Origin of the sequence: Streptomyces sp. NPDC007157, from assembly GCF_040634235.1 — a bacterium.
GTDB lineage: Bacteria > Actinomycetota > Actinomycetes > Streptomycetales > Streptomycetaceae > Streptomyces.
Genome location: NZ_JBEYFE010000037.1, coordinates 12,950 through 27,612 on the forward strand (window position 1 = coordinate 12,950; position 14,663 = coordinate 27,612).

Genomic DNA, 14,663 nt, shown 5'->3' on the forward strand with positions numbered 1-14,663 from the left:
GAGACTGTGCGCCAACTATGGAGCAGCGGGCATGCCCCTGCCAGCACTTCCGCCCATGCCACGCCCACCAATATTGGTCTCGTCCGTTGAAAGGACCCCGGCGTTCCGCACCGGGGTCTCCTCCACCGGAGTTCCCGCACCGCCGTCAGATGAGGTCCATCGCGGCGACCTCGTCGGGGCGGCCGTAGCTGACCGGACCCTGGAAGCGGCGGCGGGCGGTGGCGAACCACCAGGCCGTGGCCACGACCAGGACGACGGCCAGGGCGATCGGCGCGTAGTTGAAGGTGTCGACGGTGATCGGCGAGGCCTGCGGCAGCATGAACAGGACGCTGCTCAGCAGGATCCAGGTGACCGCCAGCCAGCCCACCGGCCTGCTCCAGCGGCCCAGGTTCCACGGCCCCGGCTGGAACTCGTCGCCCAGGCGCAGCCGCAGGAACACCGGCACGGCGTAGGCGAGGAACAGCCCGACGACGTTGACGCTGACGATCGCCGTGAACGCCGTGTGCGACCACCAGCCCGGCACGATCAGGGCGAGGGAGCAGGCCACCGCGAGCCATACGGCCTTGACGGGGGTACGGGTGCGGGGCGAGACCGAGTGCCACAGGCGGGAGCCGGGCATGGCGCCGTCCCGGGAGAAGGCGAAGATCTGCCGGGTGTTGCTGGTGAGGTTGGCGAGGCCGCAGAAGAGCATGGCGCCGATGACGACGAGCAGCATCGCCTTGGCCCAGCCCATGCCGAGTCCGTCGATGAGAATCTGGACGGGCGGCGCGGATGAGCTCGCCACCTTGTCGTAGTCGCCGATGCTGTACACCAGCGCGAGCATCAGGACGAGGCCCGTGATCGCCGAATAGCCGATCGAGCGGATGATCCCCCTGGGGGCGTTCACGGTCGCCCGGACCGTTTCCTCGGACATGTGGAAGCTGCCGTCGAAGCCGGTGAAGGTCCAGCTGGTGACCAGCAGGCCGAGCATGCCGCCGTAAAGGCCGTTGGTGAAGCCGGTGTTGTTCACGAAATGCGTCACGAAGGATGCCGACTGATGGTGGGCCGGCATCACGATCAGTGTGCCCACGATCACCACGAGTCCGATCAGCAGCCACCACACGGAAATCCGGTTCAGTACGGCGACGAGCTGGACGGTGTAGGTGTTGGCGAGACCCTGGACCACGATGATCAGGGCCGTGATCAGGACCGTCTGGTGGGCGGTCGGGGTGTAAGAGGACCACTGCAGGGCGATGAAGGCCTGGATGAAGGTGGCGGCCGCGTATCCGGTGGCCGCGGTACCGCCGATCTGGCCCACGAAGTTCAGCCAGCCCGTGTACCAGGACCAGGCACCCTTGTGGCGTTTGGCGAGTTTACCGGCCGAGAAATACAGCGCGCCGCTCGTCGGATAGGCGGAGGCGACTTCCGCCATGGCGGCGCCGATGCACAGCACCATCACGCAGACGCCGATCCAGCCGAACACGAGAATGCGGGGGCCGCCCGCGTTCATGCCGAATCCGAAGGAGGAGAAAATCCCGGAAAGAATATTGATGATGGTGAAGGAGATAGCGAAATTGTCGAACGCCTGGAATCGGCGGGTGAGTTTCCGCGGATAGCCCATCGCGTGCAGGGTCGCATCGTCGTCGAGGGTGACGGGGTCCGCTGTGCGTTCTGACACGTACCGGCCTTTCTCTCGGTGAGGGTCTCGCTATGGGGACTGTGCGGGTCTCGCTGCTATGAGGGGGTGGGCAGGCCGCAGGCGCGGCGGGCCCGGGAGAGCTGCTCGGCGGGCTCGCCGAAGACGCTCCAGGGCATCCGTGAGGCGTATCGCCCCATGGCCGTGAAGACCGCCCGGGCCTCGAACTCACGCTGGGCCATGACCAGGGCGTGCGCGAGGTAGGCCAGGTCGAGCACCGGGGTGAAGCGGTATCCGGCCACCGCGGGCTGCCAGTTGTGGTAGATCGACAGTGCGGTGGCGCGCCACTGCGGCTGTTCCCAGACCCGCTCGGCGAGCAGCTGGGTGGGGTTGTGGCTCTCCACCAGCGCGACCAGGGGCAGCAGCCGTATCGCCGAGTCGGCGGGGGCCCGCTGGGCGAGGAAGGCGGCGACGTCCCAGGCGGCGTTGACCGAACCGCCGTAGCGGGTGAAGAAGAAGGACAGGAAGCGGTGGTGGGCCTCGCGGTGCCAGGGGTCGAGGGCGAGCGTGTGCGCGAACAGCCGCCAGGGGCCGCGCGGCGAGGTCAGCAGACCGCTCGGGGCGGGGTCGTGCGGGCGGTGCAGCCGGGCCATGGCCAGCTTGGCGGCCCAGGGGGTGGGATCGGCGGGGTTCATGGCGGAGGCCCGGTCGCAGGCGGCGAGGGCGATCCGCTCCAGCGCCTCGGCACGCTCGTCGCGGGCGTCGGCCGCCCGGATCGCCCGCTGCACGGCGACCCGGGCCCACATCAGCGCGGACTCGGGGCTCGGCTCCTCGGCCAGCCAGCGCTCGACCAGGTCGGTGCCGGCCGCCTCGGACGCCAGGACCAGGGAACGGTGGGCACGCAGGGCGAAGTCGGCGCGGGTCTCGGCCAGGGCCTCGCGGGCGCTGCGATATCTCCCGGCGCGCACATCCACGCAAACGCTCGCGAGCAAGCGGTCATCGGCCGCCGGATGCCATACGTACTGCCCCTCGAATAACTCCGCGGCCATCTTCCCCTGTCCGTCCCCGTTCGACCCTTCGCAGTCGCGCAGAAGGCACCCTACTCAGCGGCGGACGCACCGGGAACGTCTGATTTCGACATATCGGTCAGCGGGTCGGAAATATTGGCGGGGACGCTGGAGAACGACTCGAAATTAGTTCAAGCCGCTACTTCCCGGGGGCCGTAAACGCCCGCTATGCGCCGCACTACTAGAATGTTTCCGGAAAACACCCCACACCCCACACCCCACACCCCACACCACGCGACACCGCACCGCACCGCACCGCACCTCAGCACACCCCGGGAATCGTCATCCACCGCCTCGCCTCCGCGCTCCAGAGCCTGCCGCCCTCCTGCGGCCCGGTCCGCCTCGTCGGCGTCGACGGGCACGCCGGCTCCGGGAAGACCACCTTCGCCGGGCGGTTGGCCACCGCGCTGGGCGGGGCGCCGGTGCTCCACCTCGACGACATCGCCAGCCACGCGGAGCTGTTCGCCTGGACCGGACGGCTGCTGACCCAGGTGATCGAGCCGCTCGGCCGCGGTGACACCGCCCACTACAGGCCCTACGACTGGCGCGCCCGTGCCTTCGGCCCGCCCCGCCCGCTGCCGCCGGCCCCCGTGATCCTCGTCGAGGGCGTCGGCGCCGGGCGGCGGGCGCTGCGCCCGTTCCTGACACGGCTGCTGTGGATGGAGGTGTCACCGGAGGAGTCCTGGACCCGGGGCAGGCTGCGGGACGGGACGGAACAGCGGGACTTCTGGGTCGAATGGGTCAGGGCGGAACGCGCACACTTCGCCGACGACCCCTCCAGGCCCTACTCCGACCTCCTGGTAACACAGTCACAGAAGGGGTACGAGGTACTTCCGGGGCCCGAGAACACCTTTGGACCGGACCAGGTGGTCACCCACCGTGAGGGGCCGTCGGCAGTGTGCTGAACTCGTGAAGACGTGCCCGGAAGAAGTTGCCTCAGTACCTCAACTCGGCTTGACCCAAGGGCCGTACAGGACTTACGTTCTGAATGAGCGGCCCTTGGGAGCCGCCCCACAGACGCGAAGCCCCCGGTTGTTCCCCCGTGATCGGGGGCTTCGTTCTGCCCTTTACCCCTTTTGTGTGCGCCACGTGCGCTTCCTTGCTCACCCTCGGTCACCGAGCGGTGTGCGCCCGGTCTGCTCCCACCTCGCCAAACGGCCTGTGCGGCACCCTTCGGCGGGCGGTGGAACCGCAGGTACGATGCCTTCGGTGCGACCTTCGAACGGCTGCCTCGCGCATCTGCAACTCCGGTCCGCGGCACAGCGGTTCGACCAACGGCGGCCATCGGGGGGAGCCCGGGGGCCAACCACGGGGGCACGGTTTGTGGGGGACGTGATGGAATTCGGCACGCAGGGCCTGGAGGCCCCGGCCGACCTCGCCTGGCTGCGAGGCGTGGACGCCTACACGATGGGCGCCTATCCGCAGGCGGAGGAGGAGTTCCGCGCCGCGGTACGGATGGATCCCGGGATGGCCGACGCCTGGCTCGGCCTGCACGCGCTGCGCGTCGACACGACGACCGCGCTGCTCAGAATGTTCCGGCACCGGGACCGCTTCGGCGATCAGCGCGCCCGGCACCGCCGCGCGCTCAACTCCTGGTACTGGCTGGGCTGGTGGGTGCAGCCGGTCCTGGAGAACCCGCGCGATCTGCTGCTTGCCCATGCTTCCCACTGGCTGGACGGACGGCACGTCCCGGAACTCGACCGGGCCCTCGCCGGGCTGCCGCCCGTGGACGCCGACCCCCAGGTCCGCTTCCTGCACGCCTGCCGGGCCTATCTGGTCAAGGACTGGGAGCAGTTGGTACGGCACACCGACCCGCTCCTCGACGATCCCATGCTGGGCATCGAGGCGGGCCTCTTCGGTGGCATGGCCCGGGTCCGCCTCGAAACGTACGGGCAGGCCGAACCGCTGCTCTCGGCGGCGCTGATGCGCTGCCGCAGCGAGCAGCCGCAGCGCAAGGAACTGCGCTACTGGCTGGCGCGGGCACACGAGGGCACCGGGCGCAGCGCCGCCGCGCTCCCCCTGTACCGGGCCGTGCACCGGGTCGACCCCGCGTTCATGGACACCTCTGCGCGGCTGGCCGCGATCGCCGAGGGCGACGGGTACGACGACAGCGCCGACCTCGCGGCGATCACGCTCACCGGCGCCGGGCAGGACGTCGTGGACGGGCCGGACATGCTCGACCCGCTCTTCGGCACGGAGGGCCGCGATCTGCGGTTCGGGGAGGCGGAGCCGCCGGCCGGGGCGATGCCGTCGGTGGTCGATCCGGCGGTGCGCGAGAAGGTCGTGCCCTCCCCTCCGCTGCCGGCCGGGCCGACCGACCCCGCGTTACTTGAGGAGGCGCTCGCCGAGCTGGAGCGCATGGTCGGGCTTGAGCCCGTGAAGCGGCAGGTCAAGGCGCTGTCGGCACAGCTGAACATGGCCCGGTTGCGGGCCGGGCAGGGGCTGCCGGTGCAGCCGCCGAAACGGCACTTCGTCTTCTCCGGGCCGTCGGGCACCGGGAAGACCACCGTCGCCCGGATTCTCGGCCGGGTGTTCTACGCGCTGGGGCTGCTGGGCGGCGACCACCTGGTGGAGGCGCAGCGGGCCGATCTGGTGGGCGAGTACCTCGGCCAGACCGCCGTGAAGGCGAACGAACTGATCGACTCCGCGATCGGCGGGGTGCTGTTCGTGGACGAGGCGTACTCGCTGTCCAACTCCGGCTACGGCAAGGGGGACGCGTACGGCGACGAGGCCTTGCAGGTGCTGCTGAAGCGCGCCGAGGACAACCGCGACCACCTGGTGGTGATCCTGGCCGGCTATCCGGAGGGCATGGACCGGCTGCTGGCCGCCAACCCCGGTCTCTCCTCGCGCTTCACGACCCGCGTGGACTTTCCCTCCTACCGGCCCCTGGAGCTGACCTCGATCGGCGAGGTGCTGGCCGCGGAGAACGGTGACGCGTGGGACGAGGAGGCACTGGAGGAGCTGCGGTCGATCGCCGGGCACGTGGTCGACCAGGGGTGGATCGACGAGCTGGGCAACGGGCGGTTCCTGCGGACGCTGTACGAGAAGAGCTGTGCGTATCGGGATCTGCGGTTGTCGGTGTATCCCGGGGTGCTGTCGCGGGACGATCTGGCGACGTTGCGGCTGCCGGACCTGATGCAGGCGTACGGGGAAGTGCTGTCGGGGCGGGGACCGCAGGATCCGGCCGGTATGTAGGGGCGAGTCTCGTCCGCTACCGCCCGCGCACAGGCCGGCCGGAGTGCGCCACCAGGTGGCGGGAGACGAAGTCGCGCCAGGGGGCGACGGCGACAGGCTTCGTCTCGGCGCGGGAACCGGTGTGGCCGACCAGTTGCACCCAAGGCGCCGAGGGCGTTCACAGCCGCCTGCCAGTCGTCGGTCATTCGGTCGAGGACGGCATCGCTCCCCTCTTCGGCGACAGGTGCCTGGTACTCCGTGGCCGGCAGTGGGCCGGAGACTCGGTCGCCGTGGCAGGGCCCGTCGATCGCGATTGCGGCGAGGCCGGCACGGGACACGAACCAGCGGGCCAGATCGGTGACTCGCTCGACCGATACGCCGGTTACGGGCCGCCGTCGCCCTCGCCTCGGCCGCCCCTTCGGCAGGCGACCGCGGGATGGGAATCGGACAGGTTGTCGGTCACAGTGGACGTACTCGGTCGAGGGGGATGCCGTGGTGGGGGAAGAAGGACCGATGCCGGAGCCCGGTCTGTTCGAGCTGGAAACCGTCGTGGTGGGGCAGCCGAAGCGGTCATGGTGGCGCAGATACACGGGGCCCGGGCTGGTCCTGTCCACGGCGACGGGGACCCCGCTCGGCCAGGTCACGTACACCGACGACGCGCACTCCGTCCTCACCGAGACGTCCGGCGAGTTCATCGTCCGTATCGAGCAGTTCGGACCGGTGCGGTTCTGCTTCTTCGATGCCGCGGACCGGGAGGTCGGCACCGTCGATGCCCGTGGACTCGTCAAGGGCCGCCGGCTGAGCCTCCGGACGGAGCGGGGACGCCGGCTCTTCCTTACGCGGCCTGGTCTCCTGTACGCCGAATGGCAGCTCACGGAGACCGAACCGGAAGGAGGTCCGGCGCCGGAGATCCTCGGCCGGGTCACGGCGAGCACCATCGACTCGTGGATCGGGTTGCAGCAGTACGTGGTCGAACTGGACCCCCGCCTGGACGCCTCCGATCGGCGCACCGTCGTCGCCTCGGTCGTCTGTCTGCACCTGCTCCGCCGGCCTCCGGGTGAGACGGCCACGCCGGTGTGAGCCTCCCCCCCGGCCGCGGCCGGGGCATTCCGGCCCGAGAGGGCCGGGATCGCCGGGACACCGGCGATCCCGGCGGCCGTCGCCCGCCCCGGTCAGGCGGCGAGCGTCTCCGCCAGGGCGGCCAGGCCGTCCCGGTAGATGCCCTCGAAGAGCGCGGTCGCCTCGGCGTCGGTGACACCGTCCGGGGTGAACGTGCCCGACCACTCCACCCGGCATCCGTCGCCGCCGCGGTCGATGACCTGCAGCGTGGAACGGTAACCCGTGACGGGGAAGGGGGCCTGCTCGATCGAGTAGGTGTAACTGCGGGCTGTCTCGTCGAAGGCTTGGAGGCGTTCGACGATGACGCCGCCCTCGGCGTTCGTCAGCGTGCGCAGCCGGCCGCCCTGGCTCGGCCGGCTCCGCGTGATGTACGGCAGCCAGTCGGGCAGGGCGTCGAAGCCGCCGATGAGCTGCCAGACCCGGTCGGCGGACTGCCGCACGTCGAGGGTGGCGCGGGCGGCGGTCACGAGGCGTCCGTCAGGGGGACCGGCGCGTCGTGCGCGATGATCTTCTGCTCGCGCAGGGCCTTCCAGAAGCCGTACGGGACGGGCTCGACGAGCGCGGCGAGGTCCTCGGCGATACGGCTGGGCCGGGTCGCGCCGGGAATGGCCGCGGCGACGGCCGGGTGGGCCAGCACGAACTGGAGCGCGGCGGACTTGATGCCGATGCCGTGCTGCTGCGCGAGCGCCTTGATCCGGCCGACCTTGTCGACGATGTGCGCGGGCGCCTCGGCGTACTCGAAGTGGCTGCCGCCGGCGAGGATGCCGGAGCTGTAGGGGCCGCCGACGACGATGTCGACGTCCTGCTCGGCCGCGGCGGGCAGCAGGCGCTGGAGGGCGCGCGAGTGGTCGAGCAGCGTGTAGCGGCCGGCCAGCAAGAACGCGTCGGGGTGCGGCTCGTCCAGGTCCAGCGTCATCTCCAGCGGCTCGACCTTGTTGACGCCGAGGCCCCAGGCCTTGATGACGCCCTCGTCGCGCAGCCGGGTCAGGGCACGGAACGCACCGGTGCGGGCGCTCTCGTACACGCCGACCCAGTCGTCGCCGTAGAAGTCCTGGGCGACGTCGTGCACCCAGACGATGTCGAGGCGGTCCGTCCTGAGGCGCTTCAGGCTGTCCTCGACGGAGCGCAGCGTCGCGTCGGCGCTGTAGTCGTTGACCATCTTGTTGGGGCGGCCGTGCTCGAACAGAGCGCCCTTCTCGCCGAGTTCACGGCTCGCGGGGTCCTCCACCTCGTCGAGGATGACCCGGCCGACCTTGGTGGACAGGACGTACTCGTCGCGCGGCTTGTCGGCGAGGACGTCGCCGAGCCGGATCTCCGCCAGCCCCGCACCGTACAGGGGCGCGGTGTCGAAGTAGCGGATGCCCTGGTCCCAGGCGGCCTGCACGGTGGCGGCGGCCTCGTCGTCGGGAATGGCGCGGAACATGTTGCCGAGAGGTGCGGTGCCGAAGCCGATACGGCCCGGCAGGAGGGAGCGAATGCTCATGGTGGTGCCTCAATCTGCGTTACTGCGTGGGGGGTACGAAGCGGGGGCGTCGTCGGTGGTGGGGCGTCGGCCCGGGTGGCCGGCTAGTTGAGGGTGTCGGGGTCCGGGCCCGTGCGCATGCCGCGGTCGAGCGCGGTGATCGCGTCGATCTCCTGCGGGCCGAGCTCGAAGTCGAAGACGTCGAAGTTCTCGCGGATACGGGTCTCGGTGACCGACTTGGGGATGACCACGTTGCCGATCTGCAGGTGCCAGCGCAGCACGACCTGGGCCGGGCTCTTGCCGTGCGCGGCGGCGATCGTGGTGACCGCGTCGTCCTTGAGGACGGCGCCCTGGGCGAGCGGGCTCCATGCCTCGGTGGCGATGCCGTGCCGGGCGTGGAAGGCGCGCAGTTCGGCCTGCTGGAGGCCCGGGTGGAGCTCGATCTGGTTGACGGCCGGGACGACGGAGGCGGCTGCGAGCAGGCGCTCCAGGTGTGCGGGCTGGAAGTTGGAGACACCGATGGCGCGGGTGCGCCCGTCGGCGTACAGCTTCTCCAGCGCACGCCACGTGTCGAGGTACAGGTCACGGGCCGGGGTCGGCCAGTGGATGAGGTACAGGTCGACGTGGTCCAGGCCGAGCTTGTCCAGGGAGGCGTCGAAGGCGGCGAGCGTGGTGTCGTAGCCCTGGTCGGCGTTCCACAGCTTCGTGGTGACGAACAGCTCGTCGCGGGCGATGCCGGAGTCGGCGAGCGCCTGGCCCACGCCGCGCTCGTTGCCGTAGATCGCGGCGGTGTCGATGCTGCGGTAGCCGGCCCGCAGGGCGCCGGCGACGGCGGCGGTGGTCTCCTCGTCGGGGACCTGGAAGACACCGAAGCCGAGCTGCGGCATGGTGACGCCGTTGTTGAGGGTGACGGCGGGGGTGGAGGTCACGATGTTCTCCCTGTCGTTGTCGATCACACTGGTCGCCGGAGGCGCCGGGGGTGATCGTCCGTGGGTATGTAGTCGATGGTCCGTGTTGTTCGTCGTCGGCGCGCGGCCGGTGGTGCGCGGCGGCGGGCGTCCGCCCGTCGCTCGAGCGTGGATCTGCGCGGCGGCGCGAGGTGCCGAAGTCTGCGGTGACGTCGGCCGGCGGGCCTTCGATGACGAATTCGGTGGTGCCGAAGACAGGACCACGATAATTGCAGACGCCGGTTAATTGCAAACGCGGCATATCGGCGTGCGCACTCACGGAGCGGGCGGGTGATCGTCCGGTCGGGCTCGCGCACGTCCTGACGGCAGCCTTCACGGACGGCCTGACGTCGGGACCTCCGGCGACGTCGAGGCGCAGTGCCCCCAATGGGGCGCGGGGAGCCGCGTGACCGGCCGTCGCCGGTACGCGGCTCCCCGTGATGCTCAGCCCACCGACACTTCCTCCGGCTCGCCGCTGGCCCGGGGCTCGGGCGTCCTGGTCGGCCGTTCCTCCCGGTGTGCCGGGTCCGTCACCTCGCCCACCAGCAGTTCCAGCACGTCCTCCAGTGCCGCCAGCCCCAGGACCCTGCCGTGGCCGTCGGCCACCTGCGCGAGGTGCGTCGCCGCGCGGCGCATCACCGTGAGCGCGTCGTCGAGGGGCAGCTCGGCCCGCAGGGTCGTCATCGGGCGCCACAGCTGCTGCGGCACCGCCCGGTCCGAGTCCTCCAGGTCGAGTACGTCCTTCACATGCACGTAGCCCATGAACGCACCGGACACGGCGGAGACCGGGAATCGGGAGTAGCCGGTACGGGCGGTGAGCTCGACGATCTGGCCCGGGGTGACCGACGGAGGGACCGTGATCAGGGACTCGCGGCGCAGGAGTACGTCCGTCACCGGGCGGGAGCCCAGTTCCAGCGCGTCCTCCAGCCGCTCCCGCTCCTCGGGGCCGAGAAGGCCCGCCTGGCCGGAGTCCTCAAGGAGCCGGTTGAGCTGCTCGCTGGTGACGACGGCCTCGACCTCGTCCTTCGGCTCCACCCGGAACAGCTTCAGGATGCCCTGGGCACAGGCACCCAGGGCGACCGTGATCGGCCGGCACACCCGGGCGAACGCCACCAGGCCGGGACTCAGCCACAGCGCCACCTTCTCGGGCGCCGCCATCGCCAGGTTCTTCGGCACCATCTCGCCGATGACGAGGTGGCAGAAGACGACTCCGGCCAGCGCGATCACATAGCCCAGCGGATGGATCACGTCCTCGGGCAGGTGCACGGCCTCGAACACCGGCTCCAGCAGGTGCGCCACGGTCGGCTCGGCCACCGCGCCCAGCGTCAGCGAGCAGACGGTGATGCCGAACTGGGCCGCGGCCATCATCTGCGGGAGACGTTCCAGGCCGTAGAGGACCTGGCGCGCCCTGGCCGTGCCCAGCGGTTCGATCTGGCTGCGGCGGACCGAGACCAGGGCGAACTCCGCGCCCACGAAGAAGCCGTTGGTGAGCACCAGCAGGGCGGCGAAGACCAGTTGGAGGACGCTCATCGGACGGCCTCCGCGACGGCGGGGGCGGTGCGGACCAGGCGGACCCGCTCGGCGCGGTAGTGGCCGACCCGGCGGACCGACAGCCGCCAGCCGGGCAGCTCGGCCCGGTCGCCGGGCGCCGGGATCCGGCCGAGCAGGTCGGCGACCAGGCCGGCGACCGTCTCGTACGGGCCCTCGGGCACGTCGAGGCCTATCCGCTGGAGGATGTCGACGCGGACACTGCCGTCGACGTCCCAGGCGGGCTTGCCGTCCTGCGGCGGGGCGGCCGCGAGTTCCGGCGCGTCCGGGCTGTCGTGCTCGTCGCGGACCTCGCCGACGAGTTCCTCGACGATGTCCTCCAGGGTGACCACCCCGGCCGTACCGCCGTACTCGTCGACGACGACCGCGATGGGCTGCTCGGAACGGAGCCGGGCCAGCAGCGGCTGGACCGGGAGGGTCTCGGGGACGAGCAGCGCCTTGCGGGCGATGCGGCCGACGGGAGTGCGCAGCCGGTCGTGGACCGAGACCGCCAGGGCGTCCTTGAGGTGGGCCATGCCGACGATCTCGTCGATCTTCTCCCGGTAGACCGGGAAGCGGGACAGGCCGGTGGCCCGGGTGAGGTTGACCACGTCCTCGGCGGTCGCCGAGTCCTGGAGCGCGCTGACCTTCACTCGGGGGGTCATGACGTGCTGCGCGGTCAGCTCGCCCAGGGACAGGGTGCGGACGAACAGGTCGGCCGTGTCCTGCTCCAGCGCGCCGGCCTGCGCGGAGTGCCGGGCCAGCGAGACCAGCTCGCCCGGGGTGCGGGCGGAGGCCAGTTCTTCGGCGGGTTCGACGCCGAGGGCGCGGACGAGCCGGTTGGCGACCGTGTTCAGCGCGGCGATGACCGGGCGGAACAGACGCGAGAAGCGGGCCTGCGGGCCGGCGACGAAGCGCGCGACCTGGAGCGGCTTGGAGACCGCCCAGTTCTTGGGCACGAGTTCGCCGATCACCATCTGGATCGCCGAGGCCAGCAGCATGCCGACGACGACCGAGACACCGGAGACGACGCCCTCGGGGAGGCCGATCGCGGTGAACGGGCCGCGCAGCAGCTCGGCCAGTGCCGGTTCGGCGAGCATGCCGACGACCAGGGAGGTGATGGTGATGCCGAGCTGGGTGCCGGAGAGCTGGAAGGACAGTTCCTTCAGCGACTCGACGACCGTACCGGCGCGCTTGTCGCCGTCGGCGGCGGCCTTCTCGGCCTCGGGTCGCTCCACGGTCACCAGGCCGAACTCGGCGGCCACGAAGAAGCCGTTGGCGAGGATGAGCAGGAACGCGGCTGCCAGGAGCAGCAGGGGGGTGGTCATGATGCCACCGCCTCCGATTCGTCGCGGACCTCGAATCGGAGGTCCGCGGTATGTCGGGAGGGGGCGGCGCAGGTACTACAGGACGATCCGTCCATCGCCGGAGAGGGTCACTCCTCGGGTAGCAGGAACCCCTGTGCGCCGGGCGCGCGACAGGGGTGGAGGCGGGACGTGAAAAGCCTCCGCCAACAGATTAATCAAGACAGGGCCCACTACGGCAGAGTGGACGACCCCGAGGTGGCCCCGAAGTTGCGTGATTTCAGCCCTGGTGCTGCTCGGGGTCGTGGCTCGCGTGGGCCTCGGCGAGGGCCCGCAGGGCCTTGGCGTCGGCGATGGCGCGCCGCTTGGCGACGCCCGGCTGGATGCCGAGCGCGGGCAGGCTGGTGCCGTCGCTGAGGTTCAGGAACACCCACGGGTCACCCGGGCGGAGGTTCACCTGGACGATCTCCGCCCACTCCAGACGCCGCTTGCCGGCGATGTTGACCACGGTGACCCCGGCCTCGTCGGCGACCACCTTCACCCGGGCCAGCCGGGCCAGCGCCCAGAAGATCAGCGCGCCGGTGAGGACGAAGCTGAGCTGCTCCCCCGGGCCGAGCTGTTCGAGGAGCAGCGCGACCCCGGAGATGGTGGCGAACATGGCGGCACCCGCGGTGAGCAGGATCACGCGGGTGTGGCCCGGCCGGAAGGTGACGGGAAGGGAAGGAAGCTCGGACATCTCTCGCGGGCGTTTCAGAGGCGGCAGGCGTGGATGGCCGTGGTCAGAATGGCGCGGGCGCCGATGTCGTACAGGTCGTCCATGATCCGCTGGGCGTCCTTGGTGGGGACCATGGCGCGGACGGCGACCCAGCCCTCGTTGTGCAGCGGGGAGACGGTCGGGGACTCCAGGCCCGGGGTGAGGGCCACGGCCTTCTCCAGCTGCTCCACCCGGCAGTCGTAGTCCATCATCACGTACGTCCGCGCGACCAGGACGCCCTGGAGGCGGCGCAGGAACTGCTGGACCTTGGGTTCCTCGATGTCGGCGCCGGCCCGGCGGATGACGATCGCCTCGGAGGTCATGATCGGCTCGCCGAAGACCTCCAGGCCCGCGTTGCGCAGCGAGGTGCCGGTCTCGACGACGTCGGCGATGACCTCGGCGACACCCAGTTCGATGGCGGTCTCGACGGCGCCGTCCAGGTGGACGACGGAGGCGTCGACACCGCTGTCGGCGAGGTGCTTGGCGACGATGCCCTCGTAGGAGGTGGCGACCGTCTTGCCCTTCAGGTCCGTCAGACCGTCGGCCGCGCCCGGCTTGGAGGCGAAGCGGAAGGTGGAGCGGGCGAAGCCGAGCGGCAGGATCTCCTCGGCGTGGGCGCCGGAGTCGATGAGCAGGTCACGGCCGGTGATGCCGATGTCGAGACGGCCGGAGGAGACGTAGATCGCGATGTCCCGGGGGCGCAGGTAGAAGAACTCGACGTCGTTGACCGGGTCGACGATGCGGAGTTCCTTGGACTCCCTGCGCTGCCGGTAGCCGGCCTCATGCAGCATGTCCGCCGCAGGGCCTGAGAGGGAACCCTTGTTGGGGACGGCGATGCGCAGCATGAGGTCGGCTTCCTTTGCTCGAAAAGGGGGGTTTGTCGGGAAGGTTCTACAGGTGGGCGTAGACGTCGTCCAGCGAGATGCCGCGGGCGACCATCATCACCTGGACGTGGTAGAGCAGCTGCGAGATCTCCTCGGCGGCTGCTTCCTTGCCCTCGTACTCGGCGGCCATCCAGACCTCGGCGGCCTCTTCGACGACCTTCTTGCCGATGGCATGGACCCCCTTCCCGACCAGCTCGGCGGTGCGGGAGGTGGCGGGGTCGCCGTGGGCGGCCTTGTGCTGGAGCTCGGTGAAGAGCTCCTCGAAAGTCTTGTTGGACATGGTGAGCGCCAGACTACGCCAAACGCCGCGTCGCTCAGTGCCAGGGTTCAGATACTGAGCGGAGGGTGGCCGCCGTCGCGACCGCCGCCGTCACCGCCTCGTGGCCCTTGTCCTCGTTGGAGCCCTCCAGGCCGGCCCGGTCCAGGGCCTGCTCCTCGTTGTCGCAGGTGAGCAGGCCGAAGCCGACCGGGACACCGGTCTCGACGGAGACCTGGGTGAGGCCCTGGGTGACGCCCTGGCACACGTACTCGAAGTGGGGGGTGCCGCCGCGGATGACGACACCGAGGGCGACCACCGCGTCGTAGCCGCGGCCCGCGAGGACCTTGGCGGCGACCGGGAGCTCCCAGCTGCCGGGGACCCGCAGCAGGGTCGGCTCGTCGATCCCCAGGTCGCGCAGGGCGCGCAGGGCGCCGTCCACCAGACCGTCCATCACCTTCACGTGCCACTGGGCCGCGATGACGGCGACCCGCAGGTCGCTGACATTGCGTACGGACAACTCCGGTGCACCCTTGCCGCTCACGTCTCTCCTC

General features: G+C 70.6%; 14 protein-coding genes. 3 read left to right on the forward strand and 11 right to left on the reverse strand.

From position 1 onward, the window contains the following. Positions 1 to 145: 145 nt before the first annotated feature. On the reverse strand, positions 146 to 1,600 hold the full coding sequence (locus ABZ642_RS41560; RefSeq protein WP_360495453.1) for an amino acid permease: 1,455 nt from the start codon (positions 1,598 to 1,600) through the stop codon (positions 146 to 148). A 113-nt stretch (positions 1,601 to 1,713) separates the two neighbouring features. Next, the gene (locus tag ABZ642_RS41565; protein WP_360495293.1) at positions 1,714 to 2,664 is read right to left on the reverse strand and encodes a hypothetical protein; all 951 of its coding nucleotides are present in this window, start codon (positions 2,662 to 2,664) and stop codon (positions 1,714 to 1,716) included. A 302-nt stretch (positions 2,665 to 2,966) separates the two neighbouring features. On the opposite strand from ABZ642_RS41565, the gene ABZ642_RS41570 reads away from it, so the two are divergent. The 3 genes from ABZ642_RS41570 (at position 2,967) to ABZ642_RS41580 (ending at position 6,936) form a co-directional block, all read left to right on the forward strand. Beyond that, positions 2,967 to 3,587, forward strand: a complete 621-nt coding sequence (locus ABZ642_RS41570) for a hypothetical protein (RefSeq protein ID WP_360495456.1) — start codon at positions 2,967 to 2,969, stop codon at positions 3,585 to 3,587. A 430-nt stretch (positions 3,588 to 4,017) separates the two neighbouring features. Next, a complete protein-coding gene (locus tag ABZ642_RS41575) occupies positions 4,018 to 5,877 on the forward strand; it encodes an AAA family ATPase (protein ID WP_360495296.1) in 1,860 nt (619 codons plus the stop codon). A 492-nt stretch (positions 5,878 to 6,369) separates the two neighbouring features. Continuing rightward, positions 6,370 to 6,936: a hypothetical protein gene (locus tag ABZ642_RS41580; RefSeq protein ID WP_360495299.1), complete on the forward strand. Its 567-nt coding sequence runs from the start codon at positions 6,370 to 6,372 to the stop codon at positions 6,934 to 6,936. A 92-nt stretch (positions 6,937 to 7,028) separates the two neighbouring features. Here ABZ642_RS41580 and ABZ642_RS41585 read toward each other — a convergent pair whose 3' ends face one another. The 9 genes from ABZ642_RS41585 to ribH form a co-directional block, all read right to left on the reverse strand. Beyond that, positions 7,029 to 7,442 carry an SRPBCC family protein gene (locus tag ABZ642_RS41585; RefSeq protein WP_360495302.1) on the reverse strand — a complete coding sequence of 138 codons (414 nt, stop codon included), beginning with the start codon at positions 7,440 to 7,442 and terminating at the stop codon, positions 7,029 to 7,031. Beyond that, positions 7,439 to 8,458, reverse strand: coding sequence for an aldo/keto reductase (locus ABZ642_RS41590; protein WP_360495305.1), 1,020 nt, complete (start codon positions 8,456 to 8,458; stop codon positions 7,439 to 7,441). Before ABZ642_RS41590 ends, ABZ642_RS41585 begins: the two co-directional genes overlap by 4 nt. 83 nt (positions 8,459 to 8,541) lie before the next feature. Continuing rightward, positions 8,542 to 9,366 carry an aldo/keto reductase gene (locus ABZ642_RS41595; protein ID WP_360495308.1) on the reverse strand — a complete coding sequence of 275 codons (825 nt, stop codon included), beginning with the start codon at positions 9,364 to 9,366 and terminating at the stop codon, positions 8,542 to 8,544. A gap of 462 nt (positions 9,367 to 9,828) precedes the next feature. Then, a complete protein-coding gene (locus ABZ642_RS41600; protein ID WP_360495311.1) occupies positions 9,829 to 10,914 on the reverse strand; it encodes a hemolysin family protein in 1,086 nt (361 codons plus the stop codon). Further along, positions 10,911 to 12,239, reverse strand: coding sequence for a hemolysin family protein (locus ABZ642_RS41605; RefSeq protein ID WP_360495314.1), 1,329 nt, complete (start codon positions 12,237 to 12,239; stop codon positions 10,911 to 10,913). The genes ABZ642_RS41600 and ABZ642_RS41605 overlap by 4 nt, the downstream gene beginning before the upstream one ends. 256 nt (positions 12,240 to 12,495) lie before the next feature. Beyond that, a complete protein-coding gene (locus ABZ642_RS41610) occupies positions 12,496 to 12,951 on the reverse strand; it encodes a PH domain-containing protein (protein WP_360495317.1) in 456 nt (151 codons plus the stop codon). A gap of 14 nt (positions 12,952 to 12,965) precedes the next feature. Further along, the gene (gene hisG / locus ABZ642_RS41615) at positions 12,966 to 13,814 is read right to left on the reverse strand and encodes an ATP phosphoribosyltransferase (protein WP_360495320.1); all 849 of its coding nucleotides are present in this window, start codon (positions 13,812 to 13,814) and stop codon (positions 12,966 to 12,968) included. Between the two features lie 46 nt (positions 13,815 to 13,860). Then, on the reverse strand, positions 13,861 to 14,133 hold the full coding sequence (locus tag ABZ642_RS41620; protein ID WP_030946750.1) for a phosphoribosyl-ATP diphosphatase: 273 nt from the start codon (positions 14,131 to 14,133) through the stop codon (positions 13,861 to 13,863). A 34-nt stretch (positions 14,134 to 14,167) separates the two neighbouring features. Further along, entirely contained in the window at positions 14,168 to 14,653 is a 486-nt protein-coding gene (gene ribH, locus ABZ642_RS41625) for a 6,7-dimethyl-8-ribityllumazine synthase (protein WP_360495323.1), read from the reverse strand. Positions 14,654 to 14,663: the final 10 nt, after the last annotated feature.